General features: G+C 73.1%; 16 protein-coding genes. 9 read left to right on the top strand and 7 right to left on the bottom strand.

Annotated elements, in window-relative coordinates:
- The first annotated feature begins 52 nt into the window (after positions 1-52).
- From BJ982_RS18445 to BJ982_RS40460, 4 genes are all read left to right on the top strand, one after another.
- A complete protein-coding gene (locus BJ982_RS18445) occupies positions 53-1,084 on the top strand; it encodes a S8 family peptidase (RefSeq protein WP_184881702.1) in 1,032 nt (343 codons plus the stop codon).
- A 43-nt stretch (positions 1,085-1,127) separates the two neighbouring features.
- Positions 1,128-1,649, top strand: coding sequence for an RNA polymerase sigma factor (locus tag BJ982_RS18440; protein WP_184881700.1), 522 nt, complete (start codon positions 1,128-1,130; stop codon positions 1,647-1,649).
- 435 nt (positions 1,650-2,084) lie between these two features.
- Positions 2,085-2,417, top strand: a complete 333-nt coding sequence (locus BJ982_RS18435; protein WP_184881698.1) for a hypothetical protein — start codon at positions 2,085-2,087, stop codon at positions 2,415-2,417.
- A gap of 179 nt (positions 2,418-2,596) precedes the next feature.
- The gene (locus BJ982_RS40460) at positions 2,597-5,017 is read left to right on the top strand and encodes a CHAT domain-containing protein (RefSeq protein WP_184881697.1); all 2,421 of its coding nucleotides are present in this window, start codon (positions 2,597-2,599) and stop codon (positions 5,015-5,017) included.
- Between the two features lie 161 nt (positions 5,018-5,178).
- Here BJ982_RS40460 and BJ982_RS18425 read toward each other — a convergent pair whose 3' ends face one another.
- From BJ982_RS18425 to BJ982_RS18415, 3 genes are all read right to left on the bottom strand, one after another.
- Complete coding sequence (locus tag BJ982_RS18425) at positions 5,179-5,985, bottom strand: sulfurtransferase (protein WP_184881695.1); 807 nt, start codon at positions 5,983-5,985, stop codon at positions 5,179-5,181.
- A gap of 402 nt (positions 5,986-6,387) precedes the next feature.
- On the bottom strand, positions 6,388-6,978 hold the full coding sequence (locus BJ982_RS18420) for a DUF5998 family protein (protein ID WP_184616594.1): 591 nt from the start codon (positions 6,976-6,978) through the stop codon (positions 6,388-6,390).
- A 165-nt stretch (positions 6,979-7,143) separates the two neighbouring features.
- Positions 7,144-9,774: a bifunctional acetate--CoA ligase family protein/GNAT family N-acetyltransferase gene (locus tag BJ982_RS18415; RefSeq protein WP_184881693.1), complete on the bottom strand. Its 2,631-nt coding sequence runs from the start codon at positions 9,772-9,774 to the stop codon at positions 7,144-7,146.
- 522 nt (positions 9,775-10,296) lie between these two features.
- Between BJ982_RS18415 and BJ982_RS18410 the strand changes: the two genes are divergently transcribed.
- Positions 10,297-11,193, top strand: a complete 897-nt coding sequence (locus tag BJ982_RS18410) for a carbohydrate kinase family protein (protein ID WP_184881691.1) — start codon at positions 10,297-10,299, stop codon at positions 11,191-11,193.
- 210 nt (positions 11,194-11,403) lie between these two features.
- Here the strand turns inward: BJ982_RS18410 and BJ982_RS18405 are convergent, their stop codons facing one another.
- Positions 11,404-13,605 (bottom strand): RecQ family ATP-dependent DNA helicase, encoded by a 2,202-nt coding sequence (locus tag BJ982_RS18405; RefSeq protein ID WP_184881689.1) that lies wholly within the window; start codon positions 13,603-13,605, stop codon positions 11,404-11,406.
- Positions 13,606-13,761: 156 nt separating this feature from the next.
- Here BJ982_RS18405 and BJ982_RS18400 point away from each other — a divergent pair, with 156 nt between their 5' ends.
- Positions 13,762-14,322, top strand: coding sequence for a thioredoxin family protein (locus BJ982_RS18400; RefSeq protein WP_184881687.1), 561 nt, complete (start codon positions 13,762-13,764; stop codon positions 14,320-14,322).
- Positions 14,323-14,380: 58 nt separating this feature from the next.
- On the opposite strand, the gene BJ982_RS18395 is transcribed toward BJ982_RS18400, so the two are convergent.
- Positions 14,381-14,710, bottom strand: coding sequence for a hypothetical protein (locus BJ982_RS18395; RefSeq protein WP_184881685.1), 330 nt, complete (start codon positions 14,708-14,710; stop codon positions 14,381-14,383).
- Between the two features lie 141 nt (positions 14,711-14,851).
- Here BJ982_RS18395 and BJ982_RS18390 point away from each other — a divergent pair, with 141 nt between their 5' ends.
- Entirely contained in the window at positions 14,852-15,352 is a 501-nt protein-coding gene (locus BJ982_RS18390; protein ID WP_184881683.1) for a beta-class carbonic anhydrase, read from the top strand.
- A gap of 21 nt (positions 15,353-15,373) precedes the next feature.
- Here the strand turns inward: BJ982_RS18390 and BJ982_RS18385 are convergent, their stop codons facing one another.
- Positions 15,374-17,446 carry a DNA gyrase/topoisomerase IV subunit B gene (locus BJ982_RS18385; protein ID WP_184881681.1) on the bottom strand — a complete coding sequence of 691 codons (2,073 nt, stop codon included), beginning with the start codon at positions 17,444-17,446 and terminating at the stop codon, positions 15,374-15,376.
- Between the two features lie 245 nt (positions 17,447-17,691).
- Between BJ982_RS18385 and BJ982_RS18380 the strand changes: the two genes are divergently transcribed.
- Positions 17,692-17,916, top strand: a complete 225-nt coding sequence (locus tag BJ982_RS18380; protein WP_184616586.1) for a DUF7455 domain-containing protein — start codon at positions 17,692-17,694, stop codon at positions 17,914-17,916.
- Between the two features lie 230 nt (positions 17,917-18,146).
- Here the strand turns inward: BJ982_RS18380 and BJ982_RS18375 are convergent, their stop codons facing one another.
- The gene (locus BJ982_RS18375; protein WP_184881679.1) at positions 18,147-18,899 is read right to left on the bottom strand and encodes a GNAT family N-acetyltransferase; all 753 of its coding nucleotides are present in this window, start codon (positions 18,897-18,899) and stop codon (positions 18,147-18,149) included.
- Positions 18,900-18,978: 79 nt separating this feature from the next.
- Here BJ982_RS18375 and yaaA point away from each other — a divergent pair, with 79 nt between their 5' ends.
- Complete coding sequence (gene yaaA / locus BJ982_RS18370; RefSeq protein ID WP_184881677.1) at positions 18,979-19,761, top strand: peroxide stress protein YaaA; 783 nt, start codon at positions 18,979-18,981, stop codon at positions 19,759-19,761.
- The last annotated feature ends 21 nt before the right edge of the window (positions 19,762-19,782 follow it).

Here is a 19,782-nt window from a genome sequence, read left to right as displayed (position 1 = left end):
TACGCATTGGTAAAGGTACACTCCGTGGCTACCTTTGTGATGAGGAGTGGTCATGGATGCGCAGACCGTAGAGCACACACCCGGGCGAAGCGCCCTGATCCGCCCTGGAGTCCTGCTGAGCCGCTCCCCCACGGCCGCCGCGCGCTGGACGCAAAGTGTCGAATATCACGACGGCGTCTTCGTGCTGCGCCTGGAGCCGGGCGCGGACCCGTGCGAGCTCGCCGCCACCCTCACCCGGCCCGGGCACGAGGTCGCCCCCAACCACGTCGTCACCGGGCAGCCCCTCTTTTTCGGCGGTCCCACCGGGGTGCCCCGTCCCGCCCCGGCGCCCGCGTACGAGCCCGGGGAGCCGTCCCGGGTCACGGTCGGCCTGCTGGACACCGGCCTGGCCCCGCACCCGTGGTTCCAGGGACGCGACTGGTTCGAGGGCCAGCCCGCGGAGGTCCTGGACGCCGACGGCGACGGCCGCCTGGACCGCCAGGCCGGGCACGGCACGTTCATCGCCGGGCTGCTGCTCGGGCAGGCCCCGGGCGTACGGCTGCGCGTGGCACGGGTGCTCGACAGCGACGGCGTCGGCGACGAGGCCGGGGTGCTGCACGCGCTCGGACGGCTGCGCGGCGCCCGCGTGGACGTCCTGCTGCTGTCCTTCGGCTGCTTCACCTACGACGACCGGCCCTCCCCGCTGCTGGAACGCGCGCTCGGCCGGTTCACCGGCACCGTGATCGTGGCCTGCGCCGGCAACACGGCCTCCTCCCGGCCGTTCTGGCCCGCCGCCCTGCGCCGGGTCGTCGCCGTGGCCGCCCTCGACGCCGCCGAGGCCCGGCGGGCCCCGTTCTCCGCGCACGGCCCCTGGGTGGACGCCTGCGCGCGCGGCGAAGACCTGACCAGCAGCTTCGTCGACTTCGCGCCGTTCAGGAGCTACGCGAGCTGGAGCGGCACGTCCTTCTCGGCCGCGCTCGTCGCCGGGGCCATCGCCGCCGCCGCGCGCCACATGCCCCCCGCCGAGGCCGCCGCGCACGTCCTCGACCCGGGGCGCGGCCGGCGATTCCCCGATCTCGGGGTGTTCGTCCCCACGGATCGCTAAGGTTCTCACCAAGAGTATCCATACGACTACACAAGGTCGTCACATGTCTCACGACCTCGACCTCCTCGACGAGACCGCCTGGCGCGGCCTCGTCGACCGCTTCGGGTTCCGCATGTGGGCCGTCGCCCGCGCCTGCGGCCTCGACACGGCCGACGCCGCCGACGCCGTCCAGGCGGCCTGGCTGCGCCTGGTGGAGAAACTGGACACGATCCGCGATCCCGAGCGCATCGGCGCCTGGCTCGTCACCACCACCCGGCACGAGGCCGGGCGCATCCGCCGCAAACGGGCGGGGCACCAGCTCACCGGCCTGGTGCCCGACGTCCCCGCCACCGACGGCGACCCGGTGGCGCGCATGCTCAGCGACGACGACGGGCGCCGGCTCTGGGCCGCGATCGGCACGCTCGGCGAACCGTGCCGCACGTTGCTCCGCCTGATCGTCACCGTCCCCGAGGTCACCTACGCCCAGCTGGCGCACCGCATGGACATGCCCATCGGCAGCGTCGGCCCCACCCGCCTCCGCTGCCTGAGACGCGTCCGCACCCTTCTGGGCGAGGACGGCCGCTGACGCGCGCAGCGGACGGTGGGACTGGAAGGGCGAACGGCGAGGCGGCACGGCGAACGTGAGAGACACAACGGCGAACGGCGAGGAGGAACGGTGAGCGAACCCGACGAGTATCTTCTGGCGGCCCTCAGGATCGCGGCCGGAGTCGACCCGATACCGGAACGAGTGAGCGCCGACGCACGGGCGGCCTACGCCCTACGCCTCCCCGGCGCCATCCTCGCCGGCCCCATCACCCTCTCCCGCGCCCCCGCGGGCCCACTCCCCAGAACAGACCGGCGCCCCGGCGCACCGCAATGGGCAGGAACACGATCCGGAGCAAACCTCCTATCCCCCCCGCCAGCCGGAACGCCCCAGCCACCGGAACCCGACACCCCACCGGAGAACGGCATGGCAGTGGAAGACTGCATGCCAACCGAGCCGGGCACGGATCTGACCGGCATGACTGGCATGAGAGGCCTGACGGGATTGGCCGGCGTGCGGGCCGGAGCGCACGAGGAGCCGAGGCTGCTGCGCTTCGGCGCGGACGACCTGACCATCGACATCGAGATCACGTTCCGTGACTCATACCTGGACCTAGCCGGACAGGTACACCCCGCCCCCGCCAGAGGCACCCGGGTCGAGATCCGCACCCCCCACATCAGCAAGATCCGTTTCCCCACCGAAACCGGCCAGTTCGCCACCACCGGCCTCCCCCACGGCTGGCTCAGCCTGGTCTGCCACCGCCCCAACGCCCGCCCCATCGCCACCAACTGGCAATGCATCCGCCACTGACCAACCCCATGCCCCTCCCCCCGAACACCACGTCTCCGGACACCGTGGAGATCGCCCGGGACGGCGCCAATGCCTCTCCGGACAACCCGACACCCCGGCAGCGACCGGACACGTGCTCAGACGCCGTGGAGGTCGTCCGTGGCAGCGAGGAAGCCGGCCCGGACGAGGTGGCAGGTGGCGTGGGGGCTCTCGTGGGGGCGGCTGAGCGGGCCGTGGTGTTGTCCGGGGTCGATCCCCGGCGGGCGCGTGAGCGGGCTGAAGTCGTGCTGGGCGAGGCGCGGGCGCGCGGCGTCGCCGAGGCCGTGTCCATCGCGCACCGGGCGCTGGCCCTCGCCGCCCGTGAGTTCGGTGAGCTGACGGTCGCGGCCGACCACCTCACGCGGGCCATCACGGCGGCCCGCGACCTGCCTGAACGCGCGGCGCAGGCCCGGCTGTCCCTGGTGACGATCCGGGCCGACCTGGGCGACCCCGAGGGCGCGCTGCGGATCGCCGACCTCGCCGAGGGCGACCTGACCGGCCTGGACCACCACCGGCTCGGCGTGCAGCGCTCGGTGGCGCTCGTCCGCCTGGGGCGGTGCGCCGAGGCCGTGGCCCACTGCGACCTGGCCGTCGAAGGCCTGACCGGATCCGGCGACGCCCGCTTCCTCGCCGGCGCCCTGGTGAACCGCGGCATCGCCCACACCTACCTCGGACGGTACGACGAAGCGGCCCGCGACCTGTCGGCGTGCGCCGCCCTCGCCCGGCGGGCGGGGCTGGACCATCTGGCCACCCTCGCGCAGGCGAACCTGCCGTTCGCCGCCGCGAGGCGCGGGGACATCCCCGCCGCCTTCGCCGGGTACGAGGCCGCGGAACGGGCCCTGGCGGGCTATCCCGAGCGCCTGGCCGTGATGCGCGCCGACCTCGCCGAAGCTCTGCTGGCCGCACACCTGCCCGGGGAGGCCCGCGCCCTGCTCGCCCTGGCCGTTCCGGAACTCGCGGCGGCGGAGGCCAGGGGTTCGCTGGCCGAGTCCCGCCTCCTGCTCGCCGAGCTTGAGCTGCTCGTCGGCGACCCGCACCAGGCCAGGACGGGCGCGGAGCTGGCCGCACGGGAGCTCGCCGTGCAGGGACGCCGCGCCTGGCTTCCCTTGGCCGGAGAGGTCGTGCTGCGCGCCCGGCTGGCCGTTGAGGTCCCGGACGCGCGATCGCTGGACGAGCTGCGCCGGCTCGCCGCCCGCTTGACCGCCGAGGGCTGGACGGGCCCGGCGGCGGGTCTACGGCTGACCGCCGCCGAGCTCGCACTGGAGCTGGGTGACACCGCCGCCGCCGAGGCCGAGCTGGCGTTGATCATCGCGGACGCACCCGCCGGACGCGCGCACCGCCTCATCCGGCAGCACGCCATAGCCCTGCGGCACGCCCACCAAGGGGACCGTGCCGGAGCCGTGGCCGCGCTGCGCGAGGGCCTGGCGGACGTGACCGCCGCCGGGCAACGCCTCGCCGATCCCGGAGTACGAGCGCACGCCATGCGGGCAGGCGAGCGGCTGGCCGAATTCGGCCTGTCACTGGCCTTCGCCGACGGCCGCCCCGAATCAGTCCTCAGCTGGGCCGAACACTGCCGCTCCCTGACCCACCCCACCCCGTCCCCCCAACACCCGGCGGGTGGGGAATGGGCTGTTGAGAAGTTGGGGGACGTGGCGTTGGTGGAGGTGGTGCGGCATGGGGATCGGCTCGCGGCGGTCGTGGTCGCGGCGGGGCGGTGTGTGCTGCGGTCGCTGGGGTCCTATACGGCCGCGGCCGAGGCGACGATCCGGCTGAGGTACGGCCTGCGGCGTGCGGGACTGCGCGACACGCGTGCCCATGACGCGGCGGGCGTGACGGGGGAGGCCGAGTCGCTGGCCGCCCGGCTCGTCGGACCGCTGGCGAAGGACATCGGGGACCGTCCGGTGGTGATCGTGCCCACCGGAGCGCTGCACACGCTGCCATGGCCGGTGCTGCCGCCGTTCCGGGGCCGCGCGCTGTGCGTGGCGTCGAGCGCACGGGCCTGGCAGGCGGCGGACGCCCGCCGACCGGGCCCGCACCGGCACGTCGCCGGGGTGGCCGGTCCCGGCCTGCGGCACGCGGACGCCGAGGCGGCGATGGTCGTACGCGTCCATAGGGAGGCCGGGCGTGAAGCCGTGCGGGTCGCGGCCACCGGCGGCGCGGTGCTGGAGGCGCTCGGGCGGGCCGAGGTCTTCCACGTGGCCGCGCACGGGACCTTCCGCGCCCGCAGCCCACTGCTCTCGGACATCACGCTGGACGACGGCCCGTTGATGGCCTACGACCTGCTGCGGCTGCCGCGCACGCCTTGGCTGGTCGTGCTGTCCGCCTGCGACGCCGGGATGGCCCACGCGCCCGTCGACGGCGCGCCGCTCGGCCTCGCCGGGGCGTTCCTCGACCGGGGCACGGCATGCGTGATCGCCGGCCTGGTCCCCGTCCGCGACGAGGACGCCCTGACGCTGATGACGGCCTTCCACGCGCTGCTCACCAGCGGACGCAGCCCCGCCGAGGCCCTGGCCACGGCGACGGAGAAGACGGGCGTCCATGGTTTCGCCTGCTTCGGCTCCCTCGGCCACCCACTCCACTGAGGCCGGATCCACCGTTCGGACCATCGTCACCAGCCCGGAGCGACTGTCCCGCGCAAAGATCGGTCGCTTCGGGCTCTCATCCGCCGTGGATCAGGTGAGTGGCGACAAGGCAGGCGAACACACACCGTCCCACCGGGAGCGCACGCTGGCGGGGAGGCGGGTCAGCCGGTTGCCACTGGACGAGCGGGGTCGGTGATCCAGTCGGACCATGAGCCGACGTAGAGAGCCGCGGGGACGCCGGCGACCTCCAGGGCCAGGACCTCGTGGGAGGCGGTGACGCCGGAGCCGCAGTAGGCGCCCACCGGGACCTCGGGCACGGCGCCGAGGGAGATGAAGCGTTCTCTGAGGAACTCGGCCGGGTGGAGGCGGCCGGTGGAGGGGTCGACGTTCTCGGAGGTGGGGGCGCTGACCGCGCCGGGGATGTGCCCGGCCACCGGGTCCACGGGCTCGACCTCGCCGCGATGGCGCTCCGCGGCGCGGGCGTCGAGCAGCACGCCCTCCCTGGCCAGGGCACCGGCCTGCGCGGCGTCCAGGACGGGCATGCCGCCGGGGCGCGCGGTGAAGTCGCCCGGGGCGGGCGCGGGCTCCTCGGCGCTGATGGGGAAGCCTTCGGCCACCCACCGGCGGTAGCCGCCGTCGAGCACGCGGACGTCCGGGTGCCCGAAGTAGCGCAGCGTCCACCAGGCGCGCGCGGCGGCGGTGGCGTCGGCGTCGTCGTACACGACGACCGGCCGCGAGCCGGACACGCCAAGGCGGCGCATGGCGTCCTGGAAGGCCCCCGCCTCGGGCAGCGGGTGCCGGCCGCCGGCACCGGGAGGAGCGGCGAGATCACGGTCGAGATCGCAGAACACCGCGCCGGGGATGTGGCCTTCGCGATAGGACTCCGCTCCGGGCGGCCCCACGAGCCGCCATCGCACATCCAGGATCACGGCATCTACGAGTTCCGTGGGACCGACGAGCGGACTCATCGAAGCTCCCGCACGATCTCGAACATAGAGCGACCCCCTTGGTCAGACCCGGCGGACGTCCCGCACGGACTCCGATCAGTCTCGCATCCCCTGACGAGCCGCGGCACGGCCACGAACGCCGGGCGCTGCGCAGGCGGGATCGCCGTGGCGGGCCGGCGGGAAGGCAATGGGTTGTGCCGCGTCGGCGTGGCCCGGGTTGCCTGGGTGGGGCCGTCGCGCCGGGGGCGGGGACACCCGGCGGGGGCGGCGGTTGGGGTGTGGTGGCGTGGGGTGTGGCTGCGGCTCGGCCGCCGGGGGTGGCGCCGGTTGGCGGCCGGACCTGCCGCGGTCGATCAGGGGTGTGGGGGACATGGGGGCTTGCCGCCGGAGGGGCCGTGGTCGGACGATCGGCGGCGGGGGTGGTCAGCTTGCGAAGCGGGCGGTGGCCTCGGAGAGGGCTTTGGCGAAGGCCAGGACGTTGGTCACGGCCTCGGGGCCGTCGGCGGCCTCGCTGACCCGCAGGGACAGGTCGTCGGCGGTGATGGCACCGGTGTAGCCGTGGTCGGCCTCGCAGTTCTCGTCTCCGCAGGTGGCGGGCTCAAGGTCGACGTGGGAGATCGCGCCCCAGCCGATCGTGAGCGTCACCTCGCTCGGTGGCACGCCGGGCACGTAGGAGGCGGGGTCGGGCACCACCCGGGTCACCGCCACGGACTGGACCCGGCTCAAACGGACGGCCTCGGTGGTGGTGGAGGCGTGCGAGGTGGGCATACCGTCGGCGGGCGGATGCTCGTCGGTGTGGCAGACCAGGAGCCGGGTGGGTGAGAGGATCACCACGGTGACATGCCGGCGGACTTCCATCGCCGGGTCGAAGGTTGCCTCGTGGTGGACGACGAACGCCGTCACCGCCTCCTTGCCCAACGCGGATTCGGCCGCGTCGGCCACGAGGTCGGGGTAGTAGCCGCTGCGTTCGATGGCCTCGCGCAGACCAGCGGCCGAGACTCGGGTTTCCCTCATGGGTCCATCCTGCCCTGTCTCGGCGGGGTCTTTCACCTCGCCGGCGTCCGCGCTGAGGGCAACTCGCGAACAATCTGCGGCCCGAAATGCCACCTCGTCCCCCGTACCTCCTGCATATCAATAGGTGGGTTTGACCACATTCGGCCATCTGCACGCGCCGGCCGCTCACCGCAGCCGGCGCGGCCCCCGGTCCGGACGCGGCCCGACCGGGTCACGCAGGATCGCGCGGGCGCCGAGCACGCTGACGCCGTCCTCCCCCACCAGGACCGGGTCCAGGTCCAGCCGCGCCACCTGAGGCAGCTCGTCGGCCAGCCTTCCGACCCGCCCCAGCAGGTCCTCCAGCGCCCCGACCGCGACGGGCGGGTAGCCGTACCCGCCGAACAGCAGCGGCGCCGTCCGCACCGACCGCACCAGCGCGGCGGCGTCCTCGGCCGTGAGGGGCGCCATGCGGAACGCCTCGTCGCCGAGGAGCCTGGCGGTGATCTCGCCGAGCCCGAACGACACCACCGCCCCGACGTGGGGGTCGTCCACCACCCGGACCACGGTCGGCACGGCCGGCTGCGGGGCCATCCGCTGGACCGACAGCGTCACCCGCCGCCCGAGCCGCGCGGTGAGGTCCTCGTAGGCGTGCCGCACGCCGTCCGGGTCGGTCAGGCCGAGCCGTACCGTGCCCGCCCGGTGCGCCACGTCGGGGTCGGCGGAGCGCACGACCACCGGCCAGCCGAGCCGCTCGGCCGCCGCCACCGCCTCCTCGGGCGAGCGCACCGGCTCGGCCGGCCAGACCTCCACGCCGTACCGGGCGAGCAGACCGGCCGCGTCGACCTCTCCGGGCCCCGTCCCGGCCAGGATCTCCTCCACGGCCTCCCGCGCCCCGTCGGTGTCCACGCCGTCCAGACGCGGCGGGGTGCCGTGGGGGCGCTTCCTCCAGGTGGCGTACCGCACCACGTGCGCCAGGGCCCGTACGGCCTCCTCCGCGGCGGGATAGGAGGGGATGGACCCCTTGCCCGGATCGCCGCCCTCGCCCGGGACGCGTAGCTCCGGAGGCATGCCCATGCGGCCCTCGAAGGTGGCGAGCACCGGCCTGCCCGACTCCTCCGCCGCCCGCACCAGCTCGGCGGCGACCTCGGCCGCGTTGCCCGGGATCGGCGGCATGTAGATCGCCACGACCGCGTCCACCCGGCCGTCCATGGCGGCGAGCGCCTCCCGGTACTCCGCCGCCCCCGCCCGCGCCCCGAGGTTGGCGGGCGGGCACGGCTCCAGCCCGGCCGCCACGCAGGCGTCCACGGCCAGCAGCGCCAGCGCGTCGGAGTTGCTCACCACGCCGACCCGCGGCCCCTTGGGCAGCGGCTGGTACGCCAGGAGCTGCGCCACGTCGAAGAGCTGGGCCAGGTCGTCCACGCGGATCACGCCCGCCTGCTCGAACAGCGCGCTGACCGCCGGGTCCGGCAGCCCGAGCACCGGCGCGGCGTGGCCCACCGGCACGCCGCGGGTGATCCCGCCGCTCTTGACGACCACCACCGGCTTCCTGCGCGCGGTCCGCCGGGCCAGGCGGGCGAACTTGCGCGGGTTGCCGAGCGACTCCAGGTAGAGGAGGACGACGTCGGTGGCCGGGTCCTCCTCCCAGTACTGCAGCAGGTCGTTGCCGGACACGTCCGCCCGGTTCCCCGCCGAGACGAACGTCGAGATGCCCATGCCGCGCTGGGCGACGCGCTGCAGCAACGCGGTGCCGAGGGCGCCGGACTGGCTGAAGAACCCCACACGGCCCCTGCCGGGCAGCCGGGCGGCCAAGGTGGCGTTCAGGCGGACCTTCGGGTCGGTGTTGGCGATGCCCAGGCAGTTCGGGCCCACCACGCGAAGGCCGTAGGCCCGGGCGATCCGCACCAGCTCGTCCTGGCGGGCGCGCCCCTCCGGCCCGGTCTCGCCGAAGCCGGAGGAGACGACGACCAGGCCCTTCACCCCCTTTCTCGCGCATTCCTCGACCACGTCCAGGACGGCGTCCGCGGGCACGGCGACCACGGCCAGGTCGACGTCCCCGTCGATCGCCGAGACGTTCTTGTACGCGCGGACGCCCGCCACCGCGCGCACCTCGCGGTGGACGGGGTACACCGGGCCATTGAAGTCGGCCGCGAGGAGGTTGCGCAGCACGGTCTGGCCGACGCCGCCCGCCTCGCGGCCCGCGCCCACGACCACCACCGAGGCCGGGCTGAGCAGCCGCTCGATCGAGCGGGCCTCGGCGCGGTGCTCGCGCGCCATCGTGACCTCGCGGGAGGTCTCCGTGGCGGCCAGGTCGAGGGTCATGCGGACGACGCCGTCCTCGAACCGGCTCTGGGCGGTGTAGCCGGCCTGGCGGAAGAACGCCATCATGCGGGCGTTGTTCGGCAGGACGTCCGCGACGAAGCGCTCGATGCCGCGTTCCCTGGCCGCCGCGCGCAGGTGCTCCATGAGCACCGAGGCCACGCCCCTGCCCTGATGGGCGTCCTCGACGAGGAACGCGACCTCCGCGCTGCCGGGGTCCGGCATGCGGTCGAAGCGGACGACGGCCACCATCTCCGTGCCGATCGTGGCGATCAGCGCCACCCGGTCCACGTAGTCCATGGTGGTGAACCAGGCGACCTCGCGGTCCGACAGGCGCGGGTGGGGGCCGAAGAAGCGGAAGTAGATGGACTGGTCGGACAGCCGGGAGTAGAACGCCCGGAGGATGTCGGCGTCCTCGGGCCGGATCGGCCGCAGATGCGCCGTCCCCCCGTCGGCGAGGACGACGTCAGCCTCCCAATGGGCCGGATAACGAACTACCACCCCCTGAGCCTAAGCGCCCCCCAATCCCCCACACTCGCCACAAACCCCCCAAATACCCACCAGGCCGACACCGCTCAACGGCGGGCGGCTGGGACCGCCCCTGGGCGCCACCGGGTTCCCGAACACGATCACGGCCGCGGGCGCACCCCGCCCGATCGAGGTCCACCCACCAAAGCCTTGGCCGGAGCACGCGGTTCGGGCACGGGCGGTGGGCGCCGGCGGCTACGGTGTCGGGGGCGGAGAACGCGGTTTCCGGGACCTGGCGCGAGGGCGTGAGGATGTCGTCGCCGGGTCGCCGGGTGGGCTCCGCACCGGCCGTGGTGCGGGGTCCGCGAGAGCGGAACCGCAAGCGTGGCAAGGGCTGAACGGGTCGGGTGGCGTTGGGGAGATGATGTCTGGTTTGTTGGGCAACGCTTGTGCATCGACTGTGCCCGGGTGTCCGCTCTACGCCCCACGCCCCGCCTTGAAGCTGTTAGGTTTTCTGTCAGCAGCCTCCTGTAGTGCCAACAAGGTGGTGACATCATGACGCGGGTTGTCGTGGTGGGCGATCTGATGACCGACGCGGTCGCACGTGCCCGCTACCCTCTCGCCCGGGCGAGCGACACTCCGGCCGTGGTCACCATGCACGGTGGCGGTTCTGGGGCCAATATCGCGTCCTGGCTCGCCGTCGAGGGCGCCGAGGTCGCCTTCGTGGGCCGCAGGGGCGCCGACATCACCGGCCGCAACCGCGACATGGAGCTGATGGGCTACGGCGTCGACGCCCGCCTCGTCATGGATCCCGAGCGGCCGACCGGCACGTGCGTCGTGCTCGTCACGCACAAGGGCGAGCGCACGCTGCTGTCCGACCCCGGCGCCAACGCCGCCCTCTCCCCCGAGGACCTTCCTCGTGACCTGTTCTCGCAGGGCGGCCACCTCCACCTCTCCGGCTACACGCTGCTGAACGAGGGCTCGCGCGAGGCCGGGCTGGCCGCGCTGGACAACGCCCGCCGGGCGGGCATGTCGATCTCGGTCGACTGCGCCTCGGCCGCGCCGCTGGAGCGCACGGGCGCCGAGCCCTTCCTTGAATGGACGCACAGCGGCGCCAAGCTGCTGTTCGCCAACGAGGCCCAGGTCAAGGTGCTCACCGGCCGGGACGACGCCGCCGCCGCGGCCAAGGTGCTGACGGCGTGGTTCCCCCAGGTCGTGATCAAGCTCGGCGCCGAGGGCTCCCTCTGGTACACCAACAACCGCGCCGAGCCCGTCCGCGTCCCGGCCGAGCCCGTGGAGCGCGTGGTCGACGGCACCGGCGCGGGCGACGCGTTCACCGCGGGCTTCCTCCAGCCCTGGCTGGAAGGCAAGCAGGCCGCCGACGCCCTCGCCGCCGGCAACGCTTTGGCCGCCAAGGCCATCTCCAACCTCGGCGCCCGCCCCCGCCTCTAACCTCCACCCCCTCCCCTCCGGCTCCACCAGAGCCCGAGTGCGCGCCGTCTTTGGCCTCTGGCTTCGCTCCGCCCTGCGCTTTCGCTTGTGCGCCTTGCCCTGACGCCTCTGATCCCTTTGGTTGCCGTGCCCGGCGCATGCCGGCTGGCAGCCGGTCCGGGCACGGTGGCGCGCCTTGATCTGGGAGGTCAGGTTGGGGGGTGTCTAGGGTCAGGTGGTGGTGGCCAAGGTGAGGGGGAGGACGGCCGGGGCGCCTGCTTGGCGGAGCATCGCTGTGGCGACGGTCATCGTCCAGCCGGTTTCGACGCGGTCGTCGACCAGGAGCACCGGGCCGCTGGACAGGGACACGGCGGCGGCTTCCGGCATGGCAGCCGCTCCGGGCAGGGCGGGGTCCTGAGGGCTGCCCAGGGCGTTGGCGGTCAGCGTGGTGGTGAGGGCGCGTACGCGGTGGGCGCTGTTGTGCTGGCGGCCTGGCGGGCCGTTGCGGTAGGCCAAGGAGCCGAGGTAGGTGAGCCTGCCGACGGTGGCCAGCCGCTCGGCCAGGCTCGTGACCAGCCTCGGACGGGTGGCGGAGGGGACGCTGACGACCGCGACGGGGCGCTGCCGCCACTCCCAGGCGGCCAGCACCTGGACCACGGCGTCGAACACCTCGTCGGGGACGGGCCGGTCGGGAGCGTCGGGGGCGAGCAGACGTCTGAGCACGTTGCCCCAGCCGATGTCGGTGAGACGGCCGAGCGCGCGGCCGGGCTCGGCGGAGACCTCAGGGCGGATGCGGCCGGACAGGCCGAGCTCTTTCAGGCCGGTGGGCCACTGCGAGCGGGGTTCGACCTCGACGCCGGGCCGGCGCAGCCGATCGCGGGCCCGGCCCACCGCCTCCTCACGGACGGACTCCGAACGGTGGGTCCCGGTGCAGTTGTCGCAGCGGCCGCAGGGCCGGGCGGTCTCGTCGTCCAGGTGGTGGCGGAGGAACTCTTCGCGGCACTGGTCGGTGGCGATGTAGTCGAGCATGGCCCGCTGCTCGGCGGCGCGCTCGGCGGCGACCCGGGCGTACCGGGCCCCGTCATAGGCCCACGGCGCGCCGGTGGAGCGCCAGCCTCCCTTGACGCGCTCGACCGCGCCGTCCACGTCGAGGACCTTGAGCATCGTCTCCAGCCGGGCACGGCTCAGATCGACCCGTGTCTCCAGCGCGGCCGTGGACATCGTGCCGTGCTCGGACAGGGCGCCGATCGTGGCCCGCACGGTCGACTCGGGCGGGAAGGCCAGCGACGCGAAGTAGGCCCAGATGTCGCGATCCTCCGGGCCGGGGAGAAGGATCACCTCGGCGCGCTCGACGCCGCGCCCGGCGCGGCCGATCTGCTGGTAGTAGGCCACCGGGGACGCGGGGGCGCCGACGTGGACCACGAACCCCAGGTCGGGCTTGTCGAACCCCATGCCGAGGGCGGAGGTGGCGATCAGCGCCTTCACCTGGTTGTCGAGCAGGGCCTGCTCGGCGGCCAGGCGCTCGGCCTGCTCGGTCTGGCCCGAGTAGGCCGCCACCTGGAACCCCTGCTCACGGAGGTAGGCGGAGATCTCGTGCGTGGCGGCCACGGTGAGGGTGTAGATGATGCCGGAGCCGGGCAGGTCGCGCAGGGCCTCGGCGAGCCAGGCCAGCCGCCGCTCGGCCGTGGGCTGCCGCACGACGGCGAGCCGCAGGCTGTCCCGCTCCAGAGGCCCGCGCAGCACCAGCGTCTCGCCGGCGCCCTCCGGCCGCGCCACGGCCGCCGCCCCGCCCGTCGCGGCGGACCCGCCGGGTGGCGCGGAGCCCAGTTGCTCGGCGACGTCGTGGGTGACGCGGGCGTTGGCCGTGGCCGTGGTGGCGAGGACCGGCACGCCGGGAGGCAGGCTCGCCAGGAGGCTGCGCAGGCGGCGGTAATCGGGCCGGAAGTCGTGGCCCCAGTCGGAGATGCAGTGCGCCTCGTCGACGACCACGAGCCCGGCGCCGGCCGCCAGCTTGGGCAGCACCAGCGCGCGGAAGTCGGGGTTGTTGAGCCGCTCGGGGCTGACCAGGAGGACGTCGATCTCGCCGCGCTCGACCTCGGCGTGGACGTGGTCCCACTCGTCGGTGTTGGCGGAGTTGATCGTGGCGGCGTTGACGCCCGCGCGCGCGGCGGCGGCGATCTGGTTGCGCATCAGCGCGAGCAGCGGCGAGACGATGACCGTGGGACCCGCGCCCCGCGCGCGCAGCAGGGCGGTGGCGATGAAGTAGACCGCCGACTTGCCCCAGCCGGTGCGCTGCACGACGAGGGCGCGCCGTCGCTCGACCACCAGCGCGCGGATCGCCGACCACTGGTCGTCACGCAGCCGCGCGCCGGGCCCGGCGAGGGACCGCAGCTTGTGTTCCGCCTCGGCCCGCAGGCCGCTCTCGTCAACCATGCCTCCTTGGTACCAGGTCCCGGCGACGGTTTCCGAGCCCGGCGCCGACCTGTGGACGGCTACACCCCGCCGCCCCGGTCGTCCACAGGTCGATCCCACACAAAGGGCGCGCGGCGCCTCCCGTCCGTACGGCGGCCGGTGACGGACAATGACGCCATGGCTGTCACCTCATTCATGGTCCCGCTGGGGACCGCCGCGCCGGAGTTCGATCTGCCGTCGATCGACGGGGGGCGGGTGTCCCTGTCCGACCTGAAGGCAACGCCCGCGACCCTGGTGGTCTTCCTGTCCAACCACTGCCCGTACGTGCGCCGGATCGAGAAGGGGCTCGGAGCGCTGGCCGCGGACTACCGCGGGCGGGTCGCCACGGTCGGCATCTCCAGCAACGACGTCGTGAACTATCCGGACGACGACATCGCCCACCTCAAGGAGCAGGCCGGGCGTGCGGGGTTCGGCTTCCCGTACCTGGTGGACGAGTCGCAGGACGTGGCGCGGGCCTACAGGGCCGCCTGCACGCCGGACTTCTTCCTCTACGACGCCGACCGGCTGCTGGCCTACCGGGGCCAGTTCGACGACGCCCGGCCGTCGAACCAGGAGCCGGTGACGGGCGCCTCGCTGCGTGAGGCGATCGACGCCACACTCGCCGGGCGTCCGGTGCCGGGCGAGCAGCGGCCGAGCCTGGGCTGCGGCATCAAGTGGAAGCCGGGAACCGAGGCGTAGGAGGGCGCGGACGGGCGGAGGTCACCACCGGAAGGATCTGCGCGGGGGGGCTCGGGGCTCACCGCCGGGTGGGCACCGCCTCGCCGCGTGCGACCGGCGGGATGGCGGTGAGCAGTTCCCACGGCTCCCCCGAGTGCCAGAAGTCGATCAGCTTGGCGACGGCCTCGCCGGGCTGGAAGTCGCCGACGCCGTAGGGGCCGAAGCAGCCGGCCTGCTCCAGTGCGACGATCAGCGGATCGTCCTCCGGCAGATCGTGGACGTAGGAGGCGGCGTCGAGCAGGGCCAGGGCGCAGCGCGCGTTCCAGCCGTCGTCGGCGCGCTGGACGCGGTCGAGCCGCCACCTGGCCCGGGCGCGCAGGTGGCCGGCGAGCGAATCGGTCTTCCCCACCCTGAAGCTCCTTCACGATCACGCACTCTCGGTAAGGCAATCATCACCGAAGGTGACGCGTGATCGTGGGATCTTTACGAAGACCATGACAACCATCCCCCACCGGTGGCGACGAAGGAGGCGTACGAGAATATTGGTCACATGACGGGAGCGTTCGACGATGTGCTGGCCGCCAATCACGACTTCTCACGGACCTTCGAGTACTCGGGCCTGACAGGCCGCGCCGCCCGGGGCCTCGCCGTGGTCACCTGCATGGATTCACGGATCGATCCGCTCGGGCTGCTCGGCCTGGGCGCGGGCGACGCCAAGATCCTGCGCAACGCGGGCGCGCGGGTCACCGACGACGTGCTGCGCACGCTGGTGCTCGCGGTCTACCTGCTGGGCGTGGATCGTGTCCTGGTGATGCCGCACACCGACTGCCGGATGGCCAAATCGACCGACGAGGAGGTACATGAGCTGATCAATCGCGAGTTCGGCATGGACACGCGCAGCCTGGAGTTCCATACCGTGTCCAACCAGGACTCGGCGCTCCGCCGCGATCTCATCCGTGTCCGCACGTACCCGTACCTGCCGGAACGGCTGGCCGTCGGGGGCGCCGTCTACGACGTGCACACCGGCAAGCTGATGCCCGTCGATCTGTGACGGCGCGCCGCCGGCGCGGGCTCAGGCGTCGATGGCCTCGCGGTCGACCTCGGCCGCGCTGCCGACGATGAACTCGCGCCGCGGCGCCACATCGCTGCCCATCAGCAGCGCGAAGATCTGCTCCGCCGCCTCGGCGTCCTCGATGCGGACGCGGCGCAGAGTGCGGTGGCGGGGCTCCATGGTGGTCTCGGCGAGCTGGTCGGCGTCCATCTCGCCGAGGCCCTTGTAACGCTGGATGGGATCCTTCCAGCGCTTGCCCCGGCGCTCCAGGTCGCGCAGGACGCGGTGGAGCTCGGCGTCGGAGTAGGTGTAGACGTATTTGTCCTTGCCGCGGCCCGGGTTGGTGATCTCGATGCGGTGTAGCGGGGGGACGGCGGCGAAGACGCGCCCGGCCTCGATCATGGGCCGCATGTAGCGGTGGAACAGCGTGAGCAGCAGGCAGCGGATGTGGGCGCCGTCGACGTCGGCGTCGGCCATGAGGATGACCTTGCCGTACCGCGCGGCCTCCAGGTCGAAGCCGCGGCCCGAGCCGGCGCCGATGACCTGGATGATCGCGGCGCACTCCGCGTTCTTCAGCATGTCGGCCACGGAGGCCTTCTGCACGTTGAGGATCTTGCCGCGGATCGGCAGCAGGGCCTGGAACTCCGAGTCGCGCGCCGCGCGGGCCGTGCCGAGGGCCGAGTCGCCCTCGACGATGAACAGCTCGCTGCGGTCGACGGCGTCGCTGCGGCAGTCGACCAGCTTGGCCGGCAGCGCCGAGTTCTCCAGGGCGCTCTTGCGGCGCTGGTTGTCCCGGTGCTCACGGGCGGCGATGCGGGCCTTGGCCGCCGCGACGATCTTCTCCAGGACGGCGCGGAGCTGGAGCTTGTGGGCGCGCCTGGTGCTGGCGAAAAGCTCCTTGAGCTCGCGCGACACCACGTGCGAGACGATGCGGGTGGCCGCGGAGGTGCCGAGGACCTCCTTGGTCTGGCCCTCGAACTGCGGCTCCGGCACCCGTACGGTGACCACCGCGGTCAGCCCCTCAAGGATGTCCTCCTTGGTGACCGGATCGTCGCCGTTCTTGAGCAGGCGGGTCTCACGGAGCTGCTCGTTGACCGTGCGCACCAGGGCGCGCTCGAAGCCGCTGACGTGGGTGCCGCCCTTGGCCGTCGCGATCACGTTCACGAACGAACGGACCGTGGTGTCGTAACCCTTGCCCCAGCGCACCGCGACGTCGACGGTGAGCTCGCGCTCGACCTCGGTGGAGGTCATGTGCCCCTGCTCGTCGAGGACGGGGACGGTCTCGTGGAAGTGGCCCAAGCCCTGCAGCCGCATGACGTCGCAGATGGGTTCGTCGCGGGCCAGGAACTCGGTGAACTCGGAGATGCCGCCCTCGAAGCGGAACTCGTCCTCCACGACCTGCTCAAGACGGCTGTCGCGCACCGCGATCGTCAGACCGGGGACCAGGAACGCGGTCTGCCGGGCGCGGACGTGCAGTTCGTCCAGCGAGACCTCGGCCTCGGCCAGGAAGATCTGCTTGTCGAGCCACCAGCGGACGCGCGTGCCGGTGGCCTTGGCGCGCAGGGGCCCGCCGTCGCGCAGGCCGGACTTCTTCTTGAACTTGGCGGTGGGGCCGTCGCCGTCGAACACGCCGGGCACGCCGCGGCGGAAGCTGATCTCGTGTACGCGGCCGTCGAGGTCGACCGCGACGTCCAGCCGGGCGGACAGGGCGTTGACCACCGAGGCGCCGACGCCGTGCAGGCCGCCGGAGGCGGCGTAGGCGCCACCGCCGAACTTGCCGCCGGCGTGGAGCTTGGTGTAGACGAGCTCGACGCCCGCCAGGCCGCTCTTGGGCTCGATGTCGACGGGGATGCCGCGGCCGTTGTCGCGGACCTCGATGGAGCCGTCGGGGAACAGCTCGACCTCGATGCGGTCGCAGAAGCCGGCCAGGGCCTCGTCGACGGCGTTGTCCACGATCTCCCAGAGGCAGTGCATGAGGCCGCGGCTGTCAGTGGACCCGATGTACATCCCGGGGCGCTTACGGACGGCTTCAAGGCCCTCCAGCACCGACAGGTGACGGGCCGTGTAGCCCGTCTCCGTGCTCACTGCGGTCACTCCCACTCCCACCGACCATCGAACATGTGTGCGTAGCCTACCGTCTTTTTGATGTTCCGCCGTGCCTAGAGTGCCACCATCAGGGGGTTCCGTGGCAGCCGGAGCCCCATCGCCATCACTTAACGACACATTCTGCTCTCGGCGTATCCGGAAGGCGATTGGGAACGTCCGCATCGGGTTAGATGTTGTCCCAAGTGACTGACGCCAACATCCCCACGTCAGTGGGGTGACCCGAAAGGCGATACGTGACTGGAGCTCTCGCCCCCACCAAGCCGCTTACCGCCGTCGACCGTTGCGACCGGTGCGGCGCTCAGGCGTACATCCGCGCATCTCTCCCCATGGGCGGGGAGCTGCTGTTCTGCGCACACCACGGGCGCCGCCACATCGCGGCCCTGCGCGAGAAGGGCGCCGACATCCAGGACGAGTCGGCGCGCCTGAGCGAAACCCCGACCCCGACCGCGGAGCGGTGACCCAGGTCCCCGCCCCGATCCCATAAACCGGCAAGTCATGACCGACCGATAGTGCCCTGGCGCGGTTCCGGCCGTGCCGCCCGAGGGGTCCTCGGCCGGTGTGTCGTCAGACGGAAGGGCTCGCCCTTCCTCCCGCTCCCGGACACCGGCGCGCCGATCTCGCGGCCGCCGGTGGGGGGAGTGGGGATCAAAGCCGGAACCGCCTACGCCGAAGCGGCATGACGGACATGTCAGATCTCTTCACGTGAGCGCACCCGGTAGTGATAACCGCCTGCCCGGGTGAAACCGTGTCGTTCGTACAGCGCGATCGCGGCTGCGTTCGAGGCGATCACCACCAGGTAGGCGCGTACGGCGCCGCGGGCGCGGCCGTCCGCGGCCAGGGCCCGCAGGACGGCGCCGCCGAGCCCCTGCCGCCGGGCCTCGGGCAGCGTGGCCATGCAGTAGACGCCCAGCGTGTCGCCCTGCAGGACCGAGCGGCCCACCGCGACCATCCTGCCGTCCCGCCGCACTCCGGCGTAGGTGGCGGGGACGCCTTCCAGGATGCGCGCCGCGGCGGCCAGGCCCTGATCGCCGAAGCGCCCGTCCACGGCCCACCAGGCCGCGAGCCACTCCTCCGACGCCTCGCCCGCCAGTTCGACCTCGCCGGGCAAGGAGTACCCGCGGGCCACCGACTCCACGGACGCCGTCATGTAAGCCGTGTGATCCACGACGCGGTAGCCACGCGCCTCCAGTCGATCGTCCAGCCCTCCCGGGGCGGCGGGGCCCATGGAGAAGACGCACGGCAGTCCCCGCGCGGCGTAGAACCTCTCGGCCGCCTCGATCGCCGCGACGGCGTCCTCCGGCTCGCCGAGCGGCAGCACCGAGTTGGCCCGCTTCGTCACCCCCGACGCGTAGCGCAGGACCCAGCCGCCGAAGCCCTCCTGGCACGGCGCCGGCCACGCCCGGTGGACGAGCTGATCGAAGTCCAGATTCTCCAGGTTCATCCCGGCACCCTAACCCCTCCCCTGACCTCGGCCCCCACCCCCAGGGCAGCACGGCATCCCTCCCCTAGACTGCGGATTCATGCTCATCTTGTTGCCGCCGTCCGAGGGAAAGGCCGCCAAGGGCAGCGGCGCTCCGCTGGATCTCGACGCCCTGAGCTTCCCCTCGCTCGGCCCCGCCCGCGAGAAGGTGCTCGACGCCCTGGAGGCCGTCGCGCGCGGCCCCGAGGACGAGGCGCTGGCGGTGCTGGGCCTGACGCCGGGGCAAGCCGATGAGCTGGCCAGGAACCGCGGGCTGCGCACGGCCCGCACCCTCCCCGCCTCCCGGCTCTACACCGGAGTGCTGTACGACAACCTCGGCCTGGCGACGCTGAGCCCGGCCGGGCGCCGCAGGGCGAGCCGGTCGCTGATCGTGTTCTCGGGGCTGTGGGGCGCGCTGAGGCCGTCCGACCGGGTTCCGCCCTACCGCCTGTCGATGGGCGTGCGCCTGCCTTCTCTCGGCGGCCTGGCGGCCTACTGGCGGCCCGCCCTGACCGAGGCGCTGGCCGAGGCCGTCGCCAAGGAGGCCAAGGGCGTGGTGATCGACCTGCGGTCCTCGACGTACGCGCAGGCGTGGCCGCCGGGGTCCCGAGGGGTGACGGTGCGGGTGCTCCGCGAGGCGGCCGACGGCGGCCGCTCGGTGGTCAGCCACATGGCCAAGGCCACGCGCGGGGCCGTCGCCCGGTCGCTGCTGGAGTCCGGGGCGAACCCTCGCACGCCTCGGCAACTGGCCGGGATTCTCGCCGATCTGGGGCATGTCACCGAGCTGGGCCCGGAACCCCGCGCGGGCCGCCCGTGGACGCTGGACGTGGTCACCCGCGAGTGACCCGTGGTTATGCGTTCGTGA

The sequence above is a fragment of the Sphaerisporangium siamense genome, from assembly GCF_014205275.1.
GTDB lineage: Bacteria > Actinomycetota > Actinomycetes > Streptosporangiales > Streptosporangiaceae > Sphaerisporangium > Sphaerisporangium siamense.
The sequence above is the reverse complement of the archived record's forward strand: the minus strand, read 5'-3'. Positions and strand labels throughout refer to the sequence as shown.